Source organism: Aromatoleum evansii (assembly GCF_012910805.1).
Classification (GTDB): domain Bacteria; phylum Pseudomonadota; class Gammaproteobacteria; order Burkholderiales; family Rhodocyclaceae; genus Aromatoleum; species Aromatoleum evansii.
Window position 1 is genome coordinate 1 of the sequence record NZ_WTVK01000007.1, and the last position, 19,760, is coordinate 19,760.

Annotated in this window: 20 protein-coding genes and 2 tRNA genes; 6 read left to right on the plus strand and 16 right to left on the minus strand. The window is 66.6% G+C overall.

What is annotated here, in order from left to right; translation table 11 throughout:
* The 6 genes from flhA to rlmD form a co-directional block, all read right to left on the minus strand.
* The coding region (gene flhA, locus GO615_RS04650; protein ID WP_169125881.1) for a flagellar biosynthesis protein FlhA at window positions 1–2,116 on the minus strand (2,116 nt) is incomplete at its 3' end.
* 38 nt (window positions 2,117–2,154) lie between these two features.
* Window positions 2,155–3,294 carry a flagellar biosynthesis protein FlhB gene (gene flhB, locus GO615_RS04655; protein WP_169125882.1) on the minus strand — a complete coding sequence of 380 codons (1,140 nt, stop codon included), beginning with the start codon at window positions 3,292–3,294 and terminating at the stop codon, window positions 2,155–2,157.
* Between the two features lie 166 nt (window positions 3,295–3,460).
* Window positions 3,461–3,877 (minus strand): DUF192 domain-containing protein, encoded by a 417-nt coding sequence (locus GO615_RS04660; RefSeq protein ID WP_246262152.1) that lies wholly within the window; start codon window positions 3,875–3,877, stop codon window positions 3,461–3,463.
* A gap of 202 nt (window positions 3,878–4,079) precedes the next feature.
* Window positions 4,080–4,667, minus strand: coding sequence for an rRNA large subunit pseudouridine synthase E (locus GO615_RS04665; protein WP_169125883.1), 588 nt, complete (start codon window positions 4,665–4,667; stop codon window positions 4,080–4,082).
* A gap of 60 nt (window positions 4,668–4,727) precedes the next feature.
* Window positions 4,728–4,815: transfer RNA gene (locus GO615_RS04670), tRNA-Ser, on the minus strand.
* Window positions 4,816–4,850: 35 nt separating this feature from the next.
* Window positions 4,851–6,155, minus strand: coding sequence for a 23S rRNA (uracil(1939)-C(5))-methyltransferase RlmD (gene rlmD / locus GO615_RS04675; RefSeq protein ID WP_169125884.1), 1,305 nt, complete (start codon window positions 6,153–6,155; stop codon window positions 4,851–4,853).
* Window positions 6,156–6,299: 144 nt separating this feature from the next.
* Here rlmD and GO615_RS04680 point away from each other — a divergent pair, with 144 nt between their 5' ends.
* Both GO615_RS04680 and GO615_RS04685 read left to right on the plus strand, forming a co-directional pair.
* On the plus strand, window positions 6,300–6,797 hold the full coding sequence (locus GO615_RS04680) for a DUF7931 domain-containing protein (protein ID WP_169125885.1): 498 nt from the start codon (window positions 6,300–6,302) through the stop codon (window positions 6,795–6,797).
* Window positions 6,798–6,952: 155 nt separating this feature from the next.
* Entirely contained in the window at window positions 6,953–7,207 is a 255-nt protein-coding gene (locus GO615_RS04685; protein WP_169125886.1) for a hypothetical protein, read from the plus strand.
* Between the two features lie 160 nt (window positions 7,208–7,367).
* On the opposite strand, the gene bamC is transcribed toward GO615_RS04685, so the two are convergent.
* The 3 genes from bamC to GO615_RS04700 all read right to left on the minus strand — a co-directional run bounded on the left by bamC (window position 7,368) and on the right by GO615_RS04700 (window position 10,470).
* Window positions 7,368–8,507, minus strand: coding sequence for an NlpB/DapX family lipoprotein (gene bamC, locus GO615_RS04690; RefSeq protein WP_169125887.1), 1,140 nt, complete (start codon window positions 8,505–8,507; stop codon window positions 7,368–7,370).
* 24 nt (window positions 8,508–8,531) lie between these two features.
* Window positions 8,532–9,410 (minus strand): 4-hydroxy-tetrahydrodipicolinate synthase, encoded by an 879-nt coding sequence (dapA, locus tag GO615_RS04695; RefSeq protein ID WP_169125888.1) that lies wholly within the window; start codon window positions 9,408–9,410, stop codon window positions 8,532–8,534.
* Between the two features lie 133 nt (window positions 9,411–9,543).
* On the minus strand, window positions 9,544–10,470 hold the full coding sequence (locus GO615_RS04700) for a histone deacetylase family protein (RefSeq protein WP_169125889.1): 927 nt from the start codon (window positions 10,468–10,470) through the stop codon (window positions 9,544–9,546).
* 135 nt (window positions 10,471–10,605) lie between these two features.
* Here GO615_RS04700 and GO615_RS04705 point away from each other — a divergent pair, with 135 nt between their 5' ends.
* Genes GO615_RS04705 through mltB form a run of 4 tightly spaced genes read left to right on the plus strand, consistent with a single transcriptional unit; the run spans window position 10,606 to window position 15,491 of the window.
* The gene (locus GO615_RS04705; protein ID WP_169125890.1) at window positions 10,606–11,523 is read left to right on the plus strand and encodes an AAA family ATPase; all 918 of its coding nucleotides are present in this window, start codon (window positions 10,606–10,608) and stop codon (window positions 11,521–11,523) included.
* Entirely contained in the window at window positions 11,523–12,542 is a 1,020-nt protein-coding gene (locus GO615_RS04710; protein WP_169125891.1) for a DUF58 domain-containing protein, read from the plus strand. Before GO615_RS04705 ends, GO615_RS04710 begins: the two co-directional genes overlap by 1 nt.
* Window positions 12,535–14,484 carry a transglutaminase TgpA family protein gene (locus GO615_RS04715; RefSeq protein ID WP_169125892.1) on the plus strand — a complete coding sequence of 650 codons (1,950 nt, stop codon included), beginning with the start codon at window positions 12,535–12,537 and terminating at the stop codon, window positions 14,482–14,484. Before GO615_RS04710 ends, GO615_RS04715 begins: the two co-directional genes overlap by 8 nt.
* On the plus strand, window positions 14,481–15,491 hold the full coding sequence (mltB, locus tag GO615_RS04720; protein ID WP_169125893.1) for a lytic murein transglycosylase B: 1,011 nt from the start codon (window positions 14,481–14,483) through the stop codon (window positions 15,489–15,491). Before GO615_RS04715 ends, mltB begins: the two co-directional genes overlap by 4 nt.
* 39 nt (window positions 15,492–15,530) lie before the next feature.
* On the opposite strand, the gene rpoS is transcribed toward mltB, so the two are convergent.
* The 7 genes from rpoS to GO615_RS04755 form a co-directional block, all read right to left on the minus strand.
* Window positions 15,531–16,466: an RNA polymerase sigma factor RpoS gene (gene rpoS, locus GO615_RS04725; RefSeq protein WP_169125894.1), complete on the minus strand. Its 936-nt coding sequence runs from the start codon at window positions 16,464–16,466 to the stop codon at window positions 15,531–15,533.
* Window positions 16,467–16,476: 10 nt separating this feature from the next.
* Window positions 16,477–17,409 (minus strand): peptidoglycan DD-metalloendopeptidase family protein, encoded by a 933-nt coding sequence (locus tag GO615_RS04730; RefSeq protein ID WP_169125895.1) that lies wholly within the window; start codon window positions 17,407–17,409, stop codon window positions 16,477–16,479.
* Window positions 17,406–18,062, minus strand: a complete 657-nt coding sequence (locus GO615_RS04735; RefSeq protein ID WP_169125896.1) for a protein-L-isoaspartate(D-aspartate) O-methyltransferase — start codon at window positions 18,060–18,062, stop codon at window positions 17,406–17,408. The genes GO615_RS04730 and GO615_RS04735 overlap by 4 nt, the downstream gene beginning before the upstream one ends.
* Window positions 18,059–18,802, minus strand: coding sequence for a 5'/3'-nucleotidase SurE (gene surE / locus GO615_RS04740; RefSeq protein WP_169125897.1), 744 nt, complete (start codon window positions 18,800–18,802; stop codon window positions 18,059–18,061). The genes GO615_RS04735 and surE overlap by 4 nt, the downstream gene beginning before the upstream one ends.
* A gap of 158 nt (window positions 18,803–18,960) precedes the next feature.
* Window positions 18,961–19,037: transfer RNA gene (locus tag GO615_RS04745), tRNA-Pro, on the minus strand.
* 48 nt (window positions 19,038–19,085) lie between these two features.
* Window positions 19,086–19,466, minus strand: a complete 381-nt coding sequence (locus GO615_RS04750; RefSeq protein WP_169125898.1) for a MerR family transcriptional regulator — start codon at window positions 19,464–19,466, stop codon at window positions 19,086–19,088.
* Window positions 19,447–19,758 (minus strand): integration host factor subunit alpha, encoded by a 312-nt coding sequence (locus GO615_RS04755; RefSeq protein ID WP_076602264.1) that lies wholly within the window; start codon window positions 19,756–19,758, stop codon window positions 19,447–19,449. The genes GO615_RS04750 and GO615_RS04755 overlap by 20 nt, the downstream gene beginning before the upstream one ends.
* Window positions 19,759–19,760: the final 2 nt, after the last annotated feature.

Here is a 19,760-nt window from a genome sequence, read left to right on the forward strand (position 1 = left end):
TCGGAGATTTGTATAAGAGACAGGCCCCGCCCACCATCGCCGTGACGCGGATCGTGCGCGTCTCGGGCACTTCCGAATTTGCGATGACCTTGAGCGAAGGCACCGCGCGGCGCAGGAAGCGCGACAGCAGCCAGCGCAGTTGCGGCGGCACCAGCAGCACCGGCGGCAGCCCCATGTCCTCCTGCCGCTGCGACACCTCGGCGGCGTGGCGCAGCATGCCGTCGGCAAGACTCGGCTCGATGACCCCGCCGTCGCCGCCGCCCGTCGACATCGCCTGCATGAGGATGCGTTCGAGCGCCGGATCGAGGGCCATCACCTGGATTTCGGCATTGCCCGGGAACAAGCTCTGCAGGATCGAACGGCCGAGCGCCTGACGCACGCGCGACGTGAGTTCGAGCGGATCCTGCGTGCGCGGCGCATTCTCCGCGAGCGTCTCGATGATCGTGCGCATGTCGCGGATATTGACACCCTCTTCGAGCAGGTTTTGCAGCACGCGCTGTACCGTCGCCACCGGCAGCAGTGCCGGCACGAGATCCTCGACGAGCTTGGGCGTCGTCTTGCCGATGTGGTCGAGCAGCGCCTGCGTCTCCTGCCGCCCGAGCAGTTCCGCGGCATGATTCAGGATCAGGTGATTGAGGTGCGTCGCCACCACCGTGCTTGCATCGACCACGGTATAGCCGAGCGCATGTGCCTGTTCGCGCTGACTCGCGTCGATCCAGTAGGCCGGCAGGTTGAAGGCCGGATCGCGCGTCTCGCGCCCGGCGAGCGGCCCGGTCACGCGCCCCGGATTGATCGCGAGGTACTGCCCCGGATAGGCCTCCCCGGAACCGATCTCGACCCCCTTCAGCGCGATGCGGTACGCATTCGGCTTGAGCTCGAGGTTGTCGCGGATGTGCACCGGCGCCGACAGGAAGCCGACATCCTGGGCGAATTTTTTGCGCAGCCCGCGGATACGTTTCAGCAGCTCGCCGTCCTGCCCCTTGTCGACCATCGGAATCAGCCGGTAGCCGACCTCCAGCCCCAGCACGTCCACCGGCGCGACGTCGTTCCAGCTCGCCTCCTGGCTCTCGGCGGCCGGCGCCGCTGCCGCGGCCGGCGGTGCAACCCGCGCCGCCTCCGCTGCGGCCCTGCGCACGATGCCCAGTCGCCGCCACGCGAGCCAGCCGAGCGATCCGGCCATCAGGATGAACACCAGGTTCGGCATCCCCGGGATCAGGCCCAGCACCCCGATGATCGCGGCCGTGAGCATCAGCACCTGCGGATTCGAGAACACCTGGTTGATCACCAGGCCACCCACGTCCGCGTCGTCGCCGACGCGCGACACCACCATACCCGCCGCGACCGAGATGATCAGGGCCGGGATCTGCGCGACCAGGCCGTCGCCGATCGTCAACAGCGTGTAGGTTTCGACCGCGACACCGGCCGGCATGTCGTGCTGCACGACGCCGACGAGCAGCCCGCCGACGATGTTGATCAGCAGGATCACAATGCCCGCAACCGCATCCCCGCGCACGAACTTCGACGCACCGTCCATCGCACCGAAGAACTCCGACTCCTGCGCAACCTCCTTGCGCCGACGCTTCGCCTCTGCCTCATCGACCAACCCTGCATTGAGGTCGGCGTCGATCGCCATCTGCTTGCCAGGCATCGCGTCGAGGGTGAAGCGCGCACTCACCTCCGCAATCCGACCGGCACCCTTGGTCACGACGACGAAGTTGATGACCACCAGGATCACGAACACCACGAGGCCGATTGCCGTGTTGCCGCCGACGAGGAAGTGGCCGAAGGCCTCGATCACCTTGCCCGCCGCGTCGGGGCCGTTGTGACCTTCGAGCAGCACGATGCGCGTGGACGCGACGTTGAGCGCCAGGCGCAGCAAGGTCGTCACCAGCAGCACCGTCGGGAACACCGAAAACTCCAGCGGCCGGCGCGTATACATCGCCACCAGCATCACCATCACCGACACCGCAATGTTGAAGGTGAAGAACACGTCCAACGCGAACGGCGGCAGCGGCAGCACCATCATGGACAACACCATGATGATGAAGATCGGGGCGCCGAGCAGCCGCAGGTTCGTCGGCGTCAGTAGCGCACGCAGGTTGAGCACATCGTTCATTGCCAGCCTCTATCGCATCGTCCGTTCCGCACGCCCGCTCAGTCGGGCGCGCCAGGGTCCATGTCGGCGGGTACCGGCAGCCTGCCGGGCGCCGCCGGCGGAAGTCCGCCATGAGCCATCCAGTGGTTGAGCTGATACACGTAGGCCATCACCTCCGCCACCGCCGTGTACAGTGCCCCAGGCACCGCCTGCTCCAGTTCGCAGTGCTTGTACAGCGCGCGCGCCAGCGGCGGCGCCTCCAGCATCGGCACCTTGTGTTCCTTCGCCAGCTCGCGGATCTTCAGCGCGACCTCGCCGCGCCCTTTCGCGACGACGATGGGCGCACGCATCTTGTTCGCGTCGTATTTCAGCGCCACCGAGAAGTGCGTCGGGTTGGTCACCACCACGTCCGCCTTCGGCACCTGCGCCATCATGCGGCGACGCGCCATCTCGCGCTGCATCGCGCGGATGCGCCCCTTCACCTGCGGGTCGCCATCCTGCTCCTTGCTCTCGCGCTTGACCTCTTCCTTCGTCATGCGCAGCTTCTTGTTGTACTGCCACAGCTGGAAAGGCACGTCGATCAGCGCCAGGATCGCCAGCCCCATGATGATCAGCAGCGTCGCGAACAACACCATCTGGAGAAAGTCCGGCACCGCCGCTTCCACCGCCTCGCCCGTCAGGCCGAAGATGTGCTCATGCTCGCGCCACACCGCGAAGACGCCCATCAGGCCCACCACCGCCGCCTTCAGCAGCGACTTCACCAGCTCCGCCAGCCCGTGCATCGAGAACATGCGGCCGATGCCCTGGATCGGATTCATGCGTTCGAGCTTCAGCCCCAGCATCTTGGGAGCGAACACGAAGCCTCCCATCAGCACCGGCGCCGCGATGGCCGCGACCATCAGGATCCCGAACAGCGGCATCATCGTCAGCAGCGCATCGGTGAACAGATCGCCGAAGCTCTCCAGCATCAGCTTCGCGTCGAAGGCGCGCTCCCGCTCGATGACGAAACCGGCGCGCAGCATCCCGAGGATGCGCCCCGAGATCCACTCCCCCATCATCCACAGCGCCCCGATACCCGTGATCAGCACGAGGAAGGTCGACAGCTCGCGCGACTGCGGAACCTGCCCCTCCTCGCGGGCCTGCTCCAACCGTCGTGGCGATGGCTGTTCGGTTTTCTCGAGATCGCTGTCTTCGGCCACGGCCGACTCCTTGCCTGGACGCCGGATGCGCTCCGTTCAGCACGGACGTTCGGCGACGTGCGGCAATTATCGCCGCCCGGCGGCAAGCCCCGCCGCCGGATAAGCGCGGGAAAACAGCCCTAAATCGCGTCTTGGAAACTGCGGTGGCCGACCGGCCGCCGTCCGCTCAGCGTCCGGCAGGCAGGCGCTCGACTCCGCGGATCACCGTGCCCGCGCCGATGCCGCGCGACACGAACCACCCCGCATTCATCTCCAGCGCGAAGCGCGCGGGCGCCGCGGCACAATGGCTGTCCTCGGTCTGCGGCTTCATGTCTGCGATGTTCAGGATGCGCCCCTCACGATCCATGAATGCCACCGACAGCGGGATCAACGTGTTCTTCATCCACATGCAATGGCGCGCCTCCTGCGTGAACACGAACACCATGCCGCGCTGCTGCGGCATCGCCTTGCGGTTCATCAGGCCGATCTGGCGCGCCTGGTCCGTATGCGCCAATTCCGCCTCGATGCGGTGCATCCCCGCGCCCAGTTCGACCAGCGGCAGTTCCGCACGCGCAGCGGACAGGCAGGCACAGAACGCGGCCATGATCGCCGCACAGCGGCCGAAGAATGACGAGAAACTCATCGCAGGCAAACCCGGGAAGAAAATGGGAAAGCGCGATTCTACCGCGCGCGCCGCAGCGCCGTTATCAAGCCGGCAAGCAAGTACAGCCGTTCACCCTGAGCCTGTCGAAGGGCCGTGGCGGGGCTTCGACAGGCTCAGCCCGAACGGAATATTGCTGCGCGGGTTAATGAGAACGCCGGGCCCGTCCTTGGCTGCCGACGCGCCCGCCCTCGACCTCCTCGGCGCGCCACGCCCCTGGCGCCAGCCCTGCAAGCGACCATCCGCCGATCGCCACCCGGATCAGGCGCAGCGTCGGGAAACCCGCCTTCGCGGTCATCCGCCGCACCTGCCGATTCTTCCCCTCGCGCAGCACGATCTCCAGCCACGACGTCGGCACGCTCTTGCGAAAACGCACCGGCGGATCGCGTGGCCACAGCCAGTCCGGCTCCGCGATGCGCCGCGCCGCGCACGGCTGTGTCACGAAATCCCCGAGATCCAGCCCCGCGCGCAGCCGCGCCAGCGCCTCGTCATCCGCCTCCCCCTCCACCTGCACGACGTAGGTCTTGGGCAGTTTGTGGCGCGGATCCGCGATGCGGTGCTGCAATGCGCCGTCATCGGTCAGCAGCAGCAAGCCCTCGCTGTCGGTATCCAGCCGCCCGGCCGCATACACGCCGGGCACGGGCACGAAATCCTTGAGCGTCGGCCGCCCCGGCTCCGCCGTGAACTGACAGATCACGCCATACGGCTTGTTCAGGAGAATGACACGCGACATGCGGAAAATGCGAGGCGGAAGATCCCGTCGCCGGACGATGCGGGGAACATGGGCAGGATCTGGCGGAGGCGGTGAGATTCGAACTCACGAACGGTTGCCCGTTGCCGGTTTTCAAGACCGGTGCAATCGACCACTCTGCCACACCTCCGGAAGCGGCGGAGTATATCACCCCGCCTTCTCATGTCATCCCCGCTCGAACAGCGCGATCGACTCGACATGCGAGGTCTGCGGGAACATGTTCGCGATCCCCGCGCCGCGCAGCACGTAACCCTTTTCGCGCACCAGCACCGCCGCATCGCGCGCGAGCGTCGCCGGGTTGCAAGACACATACACGATGCGTGGCGGCAGCTGCTGAGCGCTCAGCGCCTTCACCACCGCGATCGCCCCCTCGCGGGGCGGATCGATCAGCAACTTGTCCAGCCGGCCGAGTGCGGCGAGGCTGTCCTCGGTCGCCTCGAACAGGTTCGCCGCATAGAACTCGGTACGCTCGGCCAAACCATTGCGCCGCGCATTCTTCAGCGCCCGCGCGACCAGTGCATCGCTGCCCTCGACCCCGATCACATGCGCCCCGCGGCGCGCGATCGGCAGGCTGAAGTTCCCCAGCCCGCAGAACAGGTCGGCGATGCGCTCGCCCGGCCGAGGATCCAGCAGCTGCATCGAGCGCCGGATCAGCAGCCGATTGATATCGACGTTCACCTGAGTGAAGTCGGTCGGCAGGAAATCCAGCGTCACATCGAACTCGGGCAGCGTATAGGCGAGTCCCGGCCCCTTCTTCGGGTGCAGCGGCTTGGCCGTCGCCGGGCTGGTACCCGGCTGCTGCCACACCTGAACGCCATGCGCGTCCGCAAACGCCGCCAGGCGCGCCACGTCCTGCGGCGTGAACGGCAGCAGGTTGCGGAACACCAGCACCGTGACGTCCTCGCTCACCGCAATCTCGATCTGCGGCAAGCGGTCAGGGATCGAAAGTCCCGCAACCAGTTCGTGCAAAGCCGGCAGCAATGCCGACACATGCGCGGGCAGCACCGCGCAGCTCTGCATGTCGGCGATGTAACTGCTGCGGCGCTCATGAAAACCGATCAGCACCCCGCCCTTCGACGGCACCATCCGCACGCCAATGCGCGCACGGTAACGATAGCCCCATGCCGGCCCGTGGATTGCCGGATAGACCACTTCCGGCGTGACCTTGGCAATGTGCCACAGCGCGTCTTCCAGCACCCGCTGCTTGGTCGCCGCCTGCGCCACCGAATCGAAATGCTGCATCGAACAGCCGCCGCAGGTGCCGTAATGCGGGCAAGGCGGCACCACCCGCTGCCCGCTGGGCTTGAGCACGCGCTCCAGCTCGGCCAGATCGTAGCTCGGCCGCTCGCGCACCACCCGGTACTCGACCTTCTCGCCCGGCAACGCGCCATCGACGAACACCGCCTTGCCATCCACGCGGGTGAAGCCCCGTCCTTCGTGGTCCAGAGATTCGATGACAGCAACAGGCATCAAGCGTCCGCCCAAAAGAGCGTGATTTTACCTGCTCGCCAAGTACTTGCCGCCACGGGCTCCTATAATTCCCCCGAACCGGACGGCAAACGGGCGCTCGCATCCGCCTCCGCCCCCGCCCGGCACGACGTGCAGGCCCGGACCATGGATACCCCACGCGAACAGACTGAACAGACCTTCGACAGCTACGGCGACTATCGCGCGGCCCTCTTCGCCGCCATCGGCAACGCCCGACAGACGCTGATCATGTTCGACCCCGACCTGCGCGAGACCGGACTGGAGAGCCCGCAAGGCATCGCGCTGCTCGAGCGCCTGTGCGCGCAGAGCACGCGCCGCGATGCCGTGCGCATCCTCCTGCACACCACCGGCTGGATCGAACGGGAATGCCCGCGCCTGACCCGCCTGCTCGCCCACCATTCGCACTGCACCTGCGTGCGCACGGTAGATCCGGGCGCGCGCAGCTGGAGCCAGCCCTTCCTGATCGCAGACGAGCGCCACGTCGTCACCCGTTTCCATCAGGATCTGCCACGCGGAAAGATCGGCACCGACGGGGCTGGCGGGCTGGCGCTCCTCGCTACGCAATTTGAAACATTCTGGATGAATGGGGAGGCGAGTGCAGTCGGCACGCCGCTTGCCCTTTGACCTGTCGTTTTTCGTTATTGCATTGCATCAACAGGCTATTGGCACACTTGAATCACATGCTAGAATTTCTTGAGGTTCATCGGGCGGCGAATCTTTTTTGGCTCGCCCGACCGGAACTGATCACCCACCTAGCCCCATAAGAAAGGACATCGAACATGAAACAGTCGCTCCTCGTTGCTTCCCTGCTCGCTCTCGCCGTCGCCGCCTGCGGCAAGCCGGCCGAAGCTCCGAAGGCTGAAGCCCCCGCTGCTGCCCCGGCCGCTGCTCCCGCCCAGGAAGCTGCTCCGGCTGCCGCCCCGGCCGCTGCCCCGGCTCAAGAAGCCGCCCCGGCTGCTGCTCCCGCTGCCCCGGCTCAGGAAGCTGCTCCGGCTGCCGCTCCGGCCGCTGCTCCCGCCGAAGCACAGAAGTAATCTCGCTCTCGCAGCGACGCAAAAAAGCCGGCTCTCGAGCCGGCTTTTTTGTTGTCTGGCGGCATTTGCTGCCGCCTCGACCGAGTTTTGCGGCACCCTGGCCGCATGCATCGCGGCACGGCCTGCGGGCCTGTCGGCGCCGCAAGCCGCACCCGCCCCCTCAGCGCAACTGCTCCTGCAACAGGCCGAGGATCTTGCGGGCGGTGTCGGACGAATCCTCCCCCCCCTCGCGGGTCATCACGCTGACCACCGACTTTTCGCCCTCGCCGCGGACTCGCAGGCGATATTCGCCCCCCTTCTGCACCACCTGCTCGTTGCTGCGCCAGAAAGCGAGCTTGGACAGGAGGCCCTCGGACTTCTTCGTCTGCACGTCCGCATCCGGATCCACGTAACGGACGAAGTAAAGCCCCTTCGAGCGGTCACGATCCTCGACCGTGAAGCCGATGCGATCCAGCGCCAGGCCCACGCGACGCCAAGCGCGGTCGAAGGACTCGTCCATCGCCAGCGTCACGCTGCCGCCGTTCGCCCCTTTGAGAGCCGCGCGTTCCGTCGACGGCGCCGCCGCGACGATTGCCGCCGCGCGCTCTTCCGCCGCGCCGAGCCGGACCATCAGGCGACGCAGCATCTCCGCTTCGAGCTCGGGATCGGCCGGGCGCGGCTGCCACACGGTCGTGTCCTTGGCCTCGTTGGGATAGATCTCCATCATGCCGCGATGGCTGATGTAGATCTCGACCGTGCCGGGATCCTTGCCCGCCTCCAGCCGCGTGCGGAACTTGTCGCGCACCGGCGTCGAGAACACGCCGTCGAGCACCTTGCCCAGCGCCGAGCGGATGAAGTCCTGCGGGATCTTCGCGCGATCCTCGGCCCAGTCCGTCTCCATCACGCCCACTTCAGGACGCTCGATGTTGAGGATGAAGCCCGTTTCAAGCCAGAAGTCCTTGACCTTGGGCCACATGGCGTCTGCCGAGCCCTGGACCACCAGCCAGCGCTGGGTGCCCGCACGCTCGACGCGCATGCTCTCGACCTTGGGCAGCACCTGCTGCTCGCTCGCGGCCGGCTGGGGCTGCGCGCGATCGGTCGCATAAGCCGAATAGGTCGCCACGCCCTTGGGCGAAACGTCCGGCACCACATAGCGATCGTCGCGGGTGGGCGCCGTGAGGTCAGGCGGGATTTCCAGCGACGGCAGCTGCCGTGCGCTCTTGTAATCGATCTTCTTGGATTCGACGAGGGAGCCGGAACAACCCGACAGGGCGATGGCCGCGCCGAGCAGCGAAGCCGCAGTACGCAAGGTACGATTCATGAGTTTCGGTAATTCCAGGAAAAATCAGACGTTCACGCCGGCACGACGCATCGCCGCACGCACCCGCTCGTGCAAGCCCTCGGACAGCGGCGTGAGCGGCAGGCGGATGCCCGAGCCGATCAGGTCCATCTGCTCGACCGCCCACTTCACCGGGATCGGATTGGCCTCGCAGAACAGGTCGCGATGCAGGCCGACCAGCCGCGCATTGATCTCGCGCGCCTTGATCGCGTCGCCGGCGATCGCTGCGGCGCACATCTCATGCATCGCGCGCGGGGCGACGTTGGCCGTCACCGAGATCGCCCCATGCCCGCCCAGCAGCATGAAAGCCATGCCGGTCATGTCGTCACCGGTGTACAAGGCGAAGTCCTTGGGCGCGCGCTCGATCAGGTCGCAAGCACGGTCGATGCTGCCTGTCGCATCCTTGATGCCGACGATATTGGGAATCTGGGCCAGGCGCAGCGCGGTGTCGTTGGACAGGTCCGCCACGGTGCGCCCCGGCACGTTGTACAGGATCAGGGGCAGTTCGACCGCCTCGGCGATCGAACGGTAGTGGCGGTACAGGCCTTCCTGAGTCGGCTTGTTGTAGTACGGCACCACCGACAGGTGCGCCACGGCGCCGGCCTTCTGCGCGAAGCGGGCGAGCTCGACGGCCTCGGCGGTCGAGTTCGCGCCGGTCCCGGCGATGACCGGGATGCGTCCTGCGGCATGCTCGACCGCGACGCGGATCAGCTCGCAGTGTTCTTCGACGTTCACCGTGGGCGACTCGCCGGTCGTTCCGACGATGACGATACCGTCGGTTCCCTCGGCAACGTGGAAGTCGATCAGGGTGCGCAGGCGCGGAATGTCCAGGCTGCCATCTTCGTTCATCGGGGTGACGATGGCGACAATCGATCCGGTAATCATGGAAGCGGCCGAAAATTAAAAGAACCGATTCTACCTGATCGAAGCCGGACGGCCAGTGGCTTGCTCTCGGGACGGTCCCGAGGATCCCGCGCGCGCCCGCAGGATCCGCTACGGGCGCCCCGCAAGCTGGTGCTCAAAGGTCGGCAAGCGCCTTGACGTGCGCGACGACCGAGCGCGCCAGCGATGACAGCGAATAACCGCCCTCGAGGATGGACACGATGTTCTTGTGCCCGCATTCCTCGGCCACTGCCTTGATCTGCTGGGTCACCCACACGTAGTCCGATTCGACCAGCCCGACCGAACCCATGTCGTCCTCGTAATGCGCATCGAAGCCCGCCGAGATGAAGACCATCTGCGGCTTGTGCTCCCTCAGCGCCGGCACCCAGCGCTCGGTGACGATGGTGCGGAAGGCGTCGCCGCGCGTGCCTGCAGGCACGGGCACGTTGACCATGTTCGGGGCCGTGCAGTCCGCACCGCTGTACGGATAGAAAGGATGCTGGAAGATGCTCACCATGAGCACCCGCGGGTCGTCGCTGAAGGCGTCTTCCGTGCCGTTGCCGTGATGCACGTCGAAATCGACGATCGCCACGCGCTCCAACCCGTGCGCCTCGAGCGCATGACGCGCCGCGATGGCCACGTTGTTCAGGAAACAGAACCCCATCGCCTTGCCGCGCTCCGCGTGATGGCCCGGCGGACGCACGGCGCAGAACGCATTTTCGATTTCGCCCTTCAGCACCAGATCCGTCGCCAGCACACCGGCGCCGGCCGAACGCAGTGCAGCCTTCATCGTTCCCGGACTCATCGCGGTATCGGGGTCGAGGTGGCGGATGCCGTGGTCGGGCACGCTGGCATTGAGCTCCGCGAGATAATTCGTCGGATGCACCCGGACGATCTGCTCCTCGGTCGCCAGCGGGGCATCGTAGAACGAAAGGTACATGTCGAGACCGGCGGCAATCAGCCGATCATTGATGGCCGCCAGCCGATCCGGACATTCCGGATGGAAGGTTCCCATGTCGTGCAGCCAGCAATCGCGGTGCGTGATGAACGCAGTCGTCGTCATACCCCCCCTCTCTCGCGTGCGGGCGAAGCGTCCCGCATCCCTGCCCTGAAATCGGCGCGTCCTTGAAGGGCGCGTCCTGTCGGTCTTTGCTCTATTATCACCGCTTCCCGGTGAATTTCACAGTGCGCCCGCGCCATGCCCCATCGTTACGCAATTCGCGTTCTAGAAGCCGCCAACTGCATCATCCTCGGCAAGGATCGCGAGTTGCGGCTTGCGCTGGCCTGCCTCATCGCGCGCGGACACCTGCTGATAGAGGATCTCCCCGGGGTGGGCAAGACGACGCTCGCACACGTCATCGCACGCCTCATCGGGCTGCACTTCCAGCGCATCCAGTTCACGAGCGACCTGCTCCCCGCCGACATCGTCGGGGTTTCGATCTTCGATCGCGAAGCGGGCAGCTTCCGTTTCCATCCCGGCCCGATCTTCAGCCAGCTCATCCTCGCCGACGAGATCAACCGCGCCACACCCAAGACCCAGAGCGCCCTCCTCGAAGCCATGGAGGAACGCCAGGTCACCGCAGACAGCGAGACGCATCCGCTCCCCGATCCCTTCTTCGTCATCGCAACGCAGAACCCGTCCCATCAGATCGGCACCTTCCCGCTGCCCGAGAGCCAGCTCGACCGCTTCCTGCTGAGGATCCGCCTGGGCTACCCCGATCGCAGCGCGGAACGGGCGCTGCTGATGGGCGAGGACCGGCGCGAACTGCTTGAACGCCAGCAGGCCGTGGTCCAGCCCGAAGATCTCCTCGCGATGCAGCAGGCAGCGCACGCCGTCGCCGTATCCGAACGGCTCATCGATTACGTCCAGGCACTGCTGACCCGCACCCGCCACAGCCCCGAGCTCGTCACCGGCCTGAGCCCGCGCGCCGGCCTGGGCCTGATCGCCGCGGCGCGGGCGTGGGCGCTCATCGCGGGGCGCGACCACGTCCTCCCCGAGGACGTCCAGACCGTCTTCCCGCACGTCGCCGCCCATCGCCTGCACACCGCAGGCGACGGGCGCAGCGTGACACCCGAGGTGCTCGCCCAGCTCGTGCGCGACGTAGCCGTCGTCTGATGCCCGCGCGCCCCGACGCTTCGCGTCATCGCCTTGGCGATTGGCGTCGCCATCTCCTCCGCGTGCGCGTCGCGCTCGATCGCCTGCTGTTTCGCATCGGACCGCCGGAACCCGCCCCGATCGTGCTCGGCCAGCGGCGCATCTACGTGCTGCCGACACCTGCAGGCCTGGCCTTCGCGGCTGCACTCCTCGTCATGCTGATCGCATCGATAAACTACAACCTGAGCCTCGGCTACGCCTTGGTATTCCTTCTCGGCGGGGTGGCGGTCGCAAGCATCGTGCATGCATTTCGCAACCTGCTGCACCTGTCCTTCGCACCGGGACGCGCCGAGCCGGTCTTTGCCGGCGAACGCGCCGGTTTCCACATCATCGTAGGCAATCGCCGGCATGCGCGACGGCCATCGCTGCGCCTCGGAGCGCGCGGGGCGGAGGTGCCGTTCGAGATCGACGCGGAAGACCGTGCCGACGTGAACATACCGGTAGCGACGACGGCGCGCGGCTGGATGACGCTCGGCCGCGTCCGCATCGAAACGACCTACCCCCTCGGCCTGATCCGGGCCTGGAGCGTGCTGGTGCCCGATCAGCGCTGCCTCGTCTACCCGACTCCTGAACCGAACCCGCCGCCGCTGCCGGAAGGCCCGTCGAGCACACCGGGGCGGCGGGCCGGGTCGGCCGGCGACGACGACTTTGCCGGCCTTCGCCGCCACCAGCCCGCAGACTCCCCGCGGCAAGTGGCATGGAAGACGCTCGCCCGCGGCGGCCCCATGCTCACCAAGCAATTCACCGGCATGGATGGGGGGAAGATCCATCTCGACTGGAACGATCTCCCCGCGGACCTTGGCGCCGAAGCGCGCCTCTCGCGCATGACGGCATGGATCGTGGCCGCGGAGCAGAGGGGGCTCGCCTTCTCCCTGACGCTGCCCGCGGCCAGCATCGCCCCTGGACAAGGATCCGAACACATTGCGAACTGCCTGCGCCATCTCGCCCTCTTCGGAACGGACGGCGCGGCCAATGCCTGAAATGCGAGCGCCCACGTCCGCCCAACTCGGCTGGCTGCTCGCCGCCGTAACGGCGACCCTTGCGCCCCACGCGGTCGAACTCCCCTACTGGCTGATCGCCCTCTGCACCAGCCTCATTGCCATCCGCGCCGCACTGCTGTGGCGGCGCGGAAAGCCCCCCCGACAGTTGCTGATCCTGCTGGTTGCGATTGCGGCGGGGATCGGCGTGCGGCTCGAATTCGGCCATTTCTTCGGCAAGGATCCCGGCGTTGCACTGCTTGCCGTGCTGCTGTGCCTGAAACTCCTCGAATCGCACACCACGCGCGATCTGCGTGCAGCCGTCCTGCTCGCCTACTTCCTGCAACTCGGCCTGTTTTTCTACAACCAGACGCCGGGCATTGCCGCGCTCGCGCTTGCCGGCGCGCTGCTCACCACCACCACCCTCCTCAGCCTCGAGGACGCCGCCGCGCGGCCCGCCGCGCAACTGCGGACCAGCACGCTACTCCTCGCCCAGGGGCTGCCCTTCATGCTTGTCCTGTTCGTGCTGTTCCCGCGCGTGCAGGGACCGCTGTGGGGCCTGCCCTCGGACGCCTACAGCGGCATGACCGGCCTCTCCGACACCATGACCCCGGGCTCGATCAGCCAGCTCGGCCTGTCGGACGCCATCGCCTTCCGCGCCGAGTTCAACGGCCCTCCCCCCCCACCGCCCCAGCGCTATTGGCGCGGTCCGGTGCTCTCCCGCTACGACGGGCGAACCTGGCGGCCGGGATTCAGCACGATCGCCGCGGCGCCCGGCTACGCACCTTCGGGCCGCGCCTACGAATACCGCCTCACGCTCGAACCGCACAACCAGCCCTGGCTCCTCGCGCTCGACTTTCCGGCCGCAAACGTCCCCAAGGCACGCTACGCCGGCGACTACCGCCTGCTCGCCGAACAACCGCTGCGCACGCGCACGCGCGTCGAACTACGGTCGTATCCGGCGACAACCGTAGGCAAGGACGAGAGCGCCTTCGTGCTCGCCGAAGCACGAAGGCTGCCCGCCGACGTCAACCCGCGAGGCAGGGCGCTTGCACTCGAGATTGCGGCAAAGAGCGCCAACCCGGCCGCGATCCTCGCCGGCACCCTCGAACGCATGCGCGGCATGGGCCTCACATATACCCTCAACCCTCCCCTTCTCGGCACCCACGCGGTCGACGAGTTCCTCTTCGACACCAGGCAGGGCTTCTGCGAACATTTCGCTTCGGCCTTCGTGTTCCTGATGCGCGCAGCCGGCTTGCCGGCCCGCGTCGTCACCGGCTATCAGGGCGGAGAGATCAACCCCGTGGACGGCAGCCTTGTCGTGCGACAGTCGGACGCGCATGCCTGGGCGGAAGTGTGGCTCGCCGGACGCGGCTGGGTTCGCGTCGACCCCACCGCGCTGTCGGCTCCGGCCCGCATCGAGTCCGGCCTGAGCGCCGCACTGCAGGAATGGGACGCACTGCCGCTGCTCCGGCGCCCCGGCCTCGACTGGCTGCGCGACATGCGGCACCGTTGGGAAGCCCTGTCGAATACATGGAACCAATGGGTTCTTGGATACAATTCGGACCGGCAACGCGACCTGCTCGAACGGATCGGATTCCGCCAGCCCGACTGGCGCATGCTGGCCATGCTCCTCGGCGTCTCGGCGACGACCTTGATGCTGCTGCTCATGGCCTGGGCCTTTGCGCAGCGCAGGCGTCGCGACCCGCTCGACGCCGCCTGGGCACGCTTTTCCCGCAAGCTCGCCCGCCACGGCGCGGGCAGGCACCCGTGGGAAGGGCCGCTCGATTACGGCAAACGGCTGGCAATGACCTTTCCCGGGCGCGCCGCCCCCCTGCGCGCGATCAGCGAACGCTACGCCAGCCTGCGCTACGGCGCACAACCGGCCGACCCGCGCAGCGTGCGGCTGCTCGCCCGATCCATCCGGAGACTGAAGCTGAAATGAAACGAACCCTTGCCGCCGCAACACTGAGCCTCGGGCTGATCTCGCTGCCGGGACTCGCCAGCGGCACCTATGCCGAACACCCCGAAGCCCTGCGCTTCGCGGATTCGATGCAGGAAAAACACGGCTTCGAGCGCAGTGCGGTACTCGCAGCGCTCGGACAGGCCCGCCACGAGTCCCGCGTCATCGACCTCATCCGCCCGCCGACAACACCCGGCACGCGCTCGTGGCAGCGTTACCGCGCACGCTTCCTCGACGGCAAGCGCATCGAAGGCGGCATCGCCTTCTGGCAGGCGCACGCCGGCGCGCTGCAGAAGGCCGCCGATCAGTTCGGCGTGCCGCCCGAAATCATCGTCGCCATCATCGGCGTGGAAACCTTTTACGGGCGGAACACTGGCAACTTCGAGACGGTCTCGGCCCTCGCCACCCTGGCCTTCGACTACCCGCCGCGCGCGGCGCTCTTCCGCGGGGAGCTGGAGCAATTGTTCCTGCTCGCCCGCGAACAGGTCCGCGACCCGCTCTCTTACTACGGCTCCTACGCCGGCGCGCTCGGCTACCCCCAATTCCTGCCCAGCAGCATCCGCAACTATGCCGTGGACTTCGACGGCAACGGCCAGATCGATTTCGACAACGAGCCCATCGACGCGATAGGCAGCGTCGCGAACTACCTCGCGCGCCACGGCTGGGTGCGCGGCGAAACCGTCGCCATCCCCGCCCTCGTTCCTGCCGAAGCGAACGCGCAGGCGCTCGTCGATGCCGGCATCGAACCCTCACTCGCGCCCGAGGCGCTCGCCGCCGCCGGAATCGTCGCCGCCAGCGCCAACCCTCCGGCAGCACCGGCAACGCTCGTCGACCTCGCCACTCCGGGCGCCCCCACCGAATACTGGCTCGGCTACCGCAACTTCTACGTGATCACCCGCTACAACAAAAGCAGCTTCTACGCGATGGCCGTGTACGAACTCGCACGCGCCCTGCGCGACCAGTACGCAAGCACGACCACGGAGCGGTAGGAGAAACGCACCGGCTACGGGAGCAGGTGCCAGGGCAAGTCAGAGCAGCTCGTCGCGCGAGATGCCGCGCCGCTTGACCGTGCGCCGCAACTGGCTCAGCGCCTCGAGCTGGATCTGGCGCACCCGTTCGCGCGTCAATGACAGACGTGCGGCGAGTTCCTCCAGCGTCATCACCTCGCACTCGTCCAGCCCGTAGCGGTGACGGATGACCAGGCGCTGCTTCTCGTTGAGCATGCCGATCCATTCGCGGATCAGCGCCTCGACCTCGGCATCCTGAATCGACAGGTCGGGCGACGCGGCCTGATCATCGGCCAGCGACTCGCCGATCGAAAGCGTCGGATCGATATCCAGCGGCGCATCCAGCGAGGCCGTGTGCTCGCTAAGGGACAGGATCGCCCGCACTTCGTCGACCGACTTGTCCAGCATCGTCGCGACCTGCTCCAGCGTGAACTCGCCGTTGCCGGCCGCCTCCAGGCTGCGCTGGGCGCGCAGGACCTGGTTGAGTTCCTTCACCACGTGGACCGGCAGGCGGATCGTGCGCGACTGGTTCATGATCGCGCGCTCGATGTTCTGGCGTATCCACCACGTCGCGTAGGTCGAGAAACGGAACCCGCGCTCGGGATCGAACTTCTCCAGCGCGTGCATCAGGCCGAGGTTGCCCTCCTCGACCAGGTCGAGCAGCGGAATGCCGCGATTGAGGTAATGCTTGGCGATATTGACGACCAAGCGCAGGTTGCGCTCTATCATCGTCTGGCGGGCCTGGAAATCGCCCACCCTCACCCGCCGCGCCAACGCTGCCTCCTCTTCCGCGGTCAGCAGCGGATTCGCGCCGATCTCGTTGAGGTAGATCTGGGTGACGTCGCTGAGGAACTCGTTCTCGAACGCCGGCGCGGCACGCTCGACAAAAACCTCCACCTCGAGGGGCAGATCCGGTTCCTGACTCTCTACATCGTCATGACTTGCCGGATCGTACATAGCCTCCTCGTCAGCGTGCAGGCAAATACTTCAGCGGATCCACAGGGCGGCCCTGCTTGCGGATCTCGAAATGCACCTTGGGACGATCAGCGTCGGTGCTTCCGAGTTCTGCAATCTTCTGGCCTTTCAACACCGAATCGCCTTCCTTCACCAGCAGCTGCTGGTTATGCGCATAGGCTGTAAGGTAATTCGCATCGTGCTTGATGATGACCAGTTTTCCATAGCCGCGCAAGCCGCTTCCCGAGTACACCACCTTGCCGCCCGCCGAGGCCACCACCGGATCCCCGGCCTTGCCGGCAATGTCGACGCCCTTGTTCGTGCTCTCATCGAACGTCTCGATCACCTGGCCGGAGGCCGGCCACAGCCACGCAGTGTTGCCCGGCGCCTTGTCCGGCTCCGGCGCAGCAGGGGGAGGCGTCGAAGGGGCGCTCGCGCGCGGATTCAGCGAGGCCCAAGCCTCGTCGCTATATGGCTGCTTGCCCCCGCGCGGTTCCTGCTTGAGGCCGCCCGCCGCCGGCGGCGCGGCTTCGCCCGGAGCCTTTACCGCCTGGACGTCGACCGGTTGCGTGATGGCGATCGGCTGCGCCACCGCGCCGGAGGTCGCACCGGCCGCAGCGGCAGGGCTCGCGGCCGGCGCAGCGCCGACCCGCAAGGCCTGACCGACATGGATCTGGTTAGGGTCCGCAAGGCCGTTCCAGGCGACCAGATCCTTCACCGTGACGCCATACTGCCGCGCAATCCCCAACAAGGTATCCCCGGGACGCACCACGTGCGTCGGAGCTTCGGCCTTCGGCACCGCACCGACGGCAGCCTCGGCCGCAGGCGGTGGCGTACCGTCCCTGACGGGGGCAGGCCGGGGGGCCGCACATCCCACGAGGACGGCGACCAGACCGCATAGCGTCAACCAGCGGTGCACAGGACCAAACTTCACTGAATCATTCATTCCGTACCAGTCAATAATGGGACGAACCGCACAGCTTCGAGGCGACTCTCCCTGAAAACATTCCCCTGCCGCTCGATCATCACGAGCCTTTGCTCCGCGCCTCCCACCGGCAGCATGAGCCGCCCGCCCGGGGCAAGCTGCTCCTTGAGTGACGCCGGCACGCTCGGCGCGGCAGCCGCAACAATAATCGTGTCATATGGCGCCGCCTCGGGCAAACCCATCGTGCCATCGGCACATTTCAGGCGCACGTTGGGCAGTCGCAGGGGCCGGAGATTTTCGCGCGCAACATCGAGCAAGGGCCGGATGCGCTCCACCGCATAGACCTCGGTAGCAACGAAGGACAACACCGCGGCCTGGTAACCACAACCGGCTCCGACCTCCAGCGTCCGCCCGAGTTCGCGGCCGGCGCGCAGCGTCTCGATCATCTTCGCCACCACGAAGGGCTGCGAAATGGTCTGCTGATAGCCGATGGGCAAGGCCGTGTCGTCATACGCGCTGTACGCCAGCCCCTCTTCCACAAAGGCGTGCCGCGGCACCTGCATCATCGCCGCGAGCACCTTTTCATCCCGGATGCCCTGGGCGCGCAGACGCTCCACCATGCGGCCCCGCGCACGTGTCGCGGCCTGGCCCGCATCCGGGCGGCGCAGGCTCATCGCGCCAGCCACTCCGAGACCCCCGACATCAGGTTGTAATGCGTCAGGTCGATCTGCAGCGGCGTAATCGAGACATAGCCTTCCGCCACAGCGTGGAAGTCGGTTCCTTCACCGGCGTCGGCAGCCTGGCCCGCGGGCCCGACCCAATACACCGTCTCGTTGCGCGGCGTGACGCTGCGGATGACCGGCTCGGCCTTGTGGCGCTTGCCCAGCCGCGTGATCCTGTGTCCGCGCAGCTCCTCGTACGGTCGATCCGGGACGTTCACATTGAGCAGCACGGGCTGCCGGAACGGCTCGCGCTGGAAACGCGCGGCGAGGTCCCGCGCCACCCGCGCCGCGGCGGAAAAATCGCTCGCCTGCTTGCTCACCAGGGAAATCGCGATCGACGGCACGCCGAGCAGGTAGCCCTCGGTAGCTGCCGCGACGGTACCGGAATACAGCGTATCGTCACCCATGTTGGCGCCGTGATTGACCCCCGACACGACCATGTCCGGCAGGTGATCGAGCATTCCGGTCACGGCAAGATGCACGCAGTCCGTGGGCGTTCCATTGACGAAATGGAACCCGTTGGCGGCACGGCGCAGCGACAGGGGGCGATCGAGGGTCAGCGAGTTGCTCGCGCCGCTGCGGTCGCGCTCGGGCGCCACGACGGTCACGTCCCCAACCTCGGCCAGGGCTGCCGCCAGGGCGGCGATGCCAGGAGCAAAATAACCGTCGTCGTTGCTGACCAGAATGCGCATGTTTTTTCCGTTCGGAGGGATACAAGCCACGACGCGAGGCCGGATGTATCGCAGAAGCGGCGAAGCATCTTAGCACACCGACACACCCTCGCCCGGCCACCCCGACGGAGTGCAGAAAAGCAAAAACCGGCCAGCGGCCGGTTCTTGTTTGAATTTATTGGTCGGGGCGGCGGGATTCGAACTCGCGACCCCTTGCACCCCATGCAAGTGCGCTACCAGGCTGCGCTACGCCCCGACACAAGCCGCCATTATAGCAGCACAAATGGAATTTGCCAGTGCCGAATCACGCTTTCAGCACGGCGAGCGTCGCGACGATCTCCGCCCGCACCCCGGCAAGGGCTTCACGCAGCCGATCGGATTCCTCCGCCTCTTCCTGCTGATGGATTGCCGACTCGCCGAGCTTGTTGCGCGCACCCGAGATCGTGAAACCCTCGTCGTACAGGAGCTCTCGGATGCGACGCACCAGCAGCACTTCGTGATGCTGGTAGTAGCGGCGATTGCCGCGGCGCTTCACCGGCTTGAGCTGGGTGAACTCCTGCTCCCAGTAACGCAGCACATGAGGCTTCACCGCGCACAGCTCGCTCACCTCACCGATCGTGAAGTAGCGCTTGGCCGGAATCGGCGGCAGAGGCCCGGAGGCCTCGTTATGGCTGCTTGCCTGCATCGCTCAGCTGCTCCACGGCTGCCTTCAGCTTCTGACTGGCATGGAAGGTGACAACACGGCGGGCGGTGATCGGAATCTCCTCGCCCGTCTTCGGATTGCGTCCGGGCCGTTGCGGCTTGTCGCGCAGCTGGAAGTTGCCGAACCCGGAGAGCTTCACCGACTCGCCCTTCTCGAGGGCCAGGCGAATCTCCTCGAAGAAGCCTTCCACCATGTCCTTGGCTTCACGCTTGTTGAGGCCGACACGCTCGAACAGCATGTCGGCCAGCTCTGCTTTGGTCAGGGTTACGTTCATTC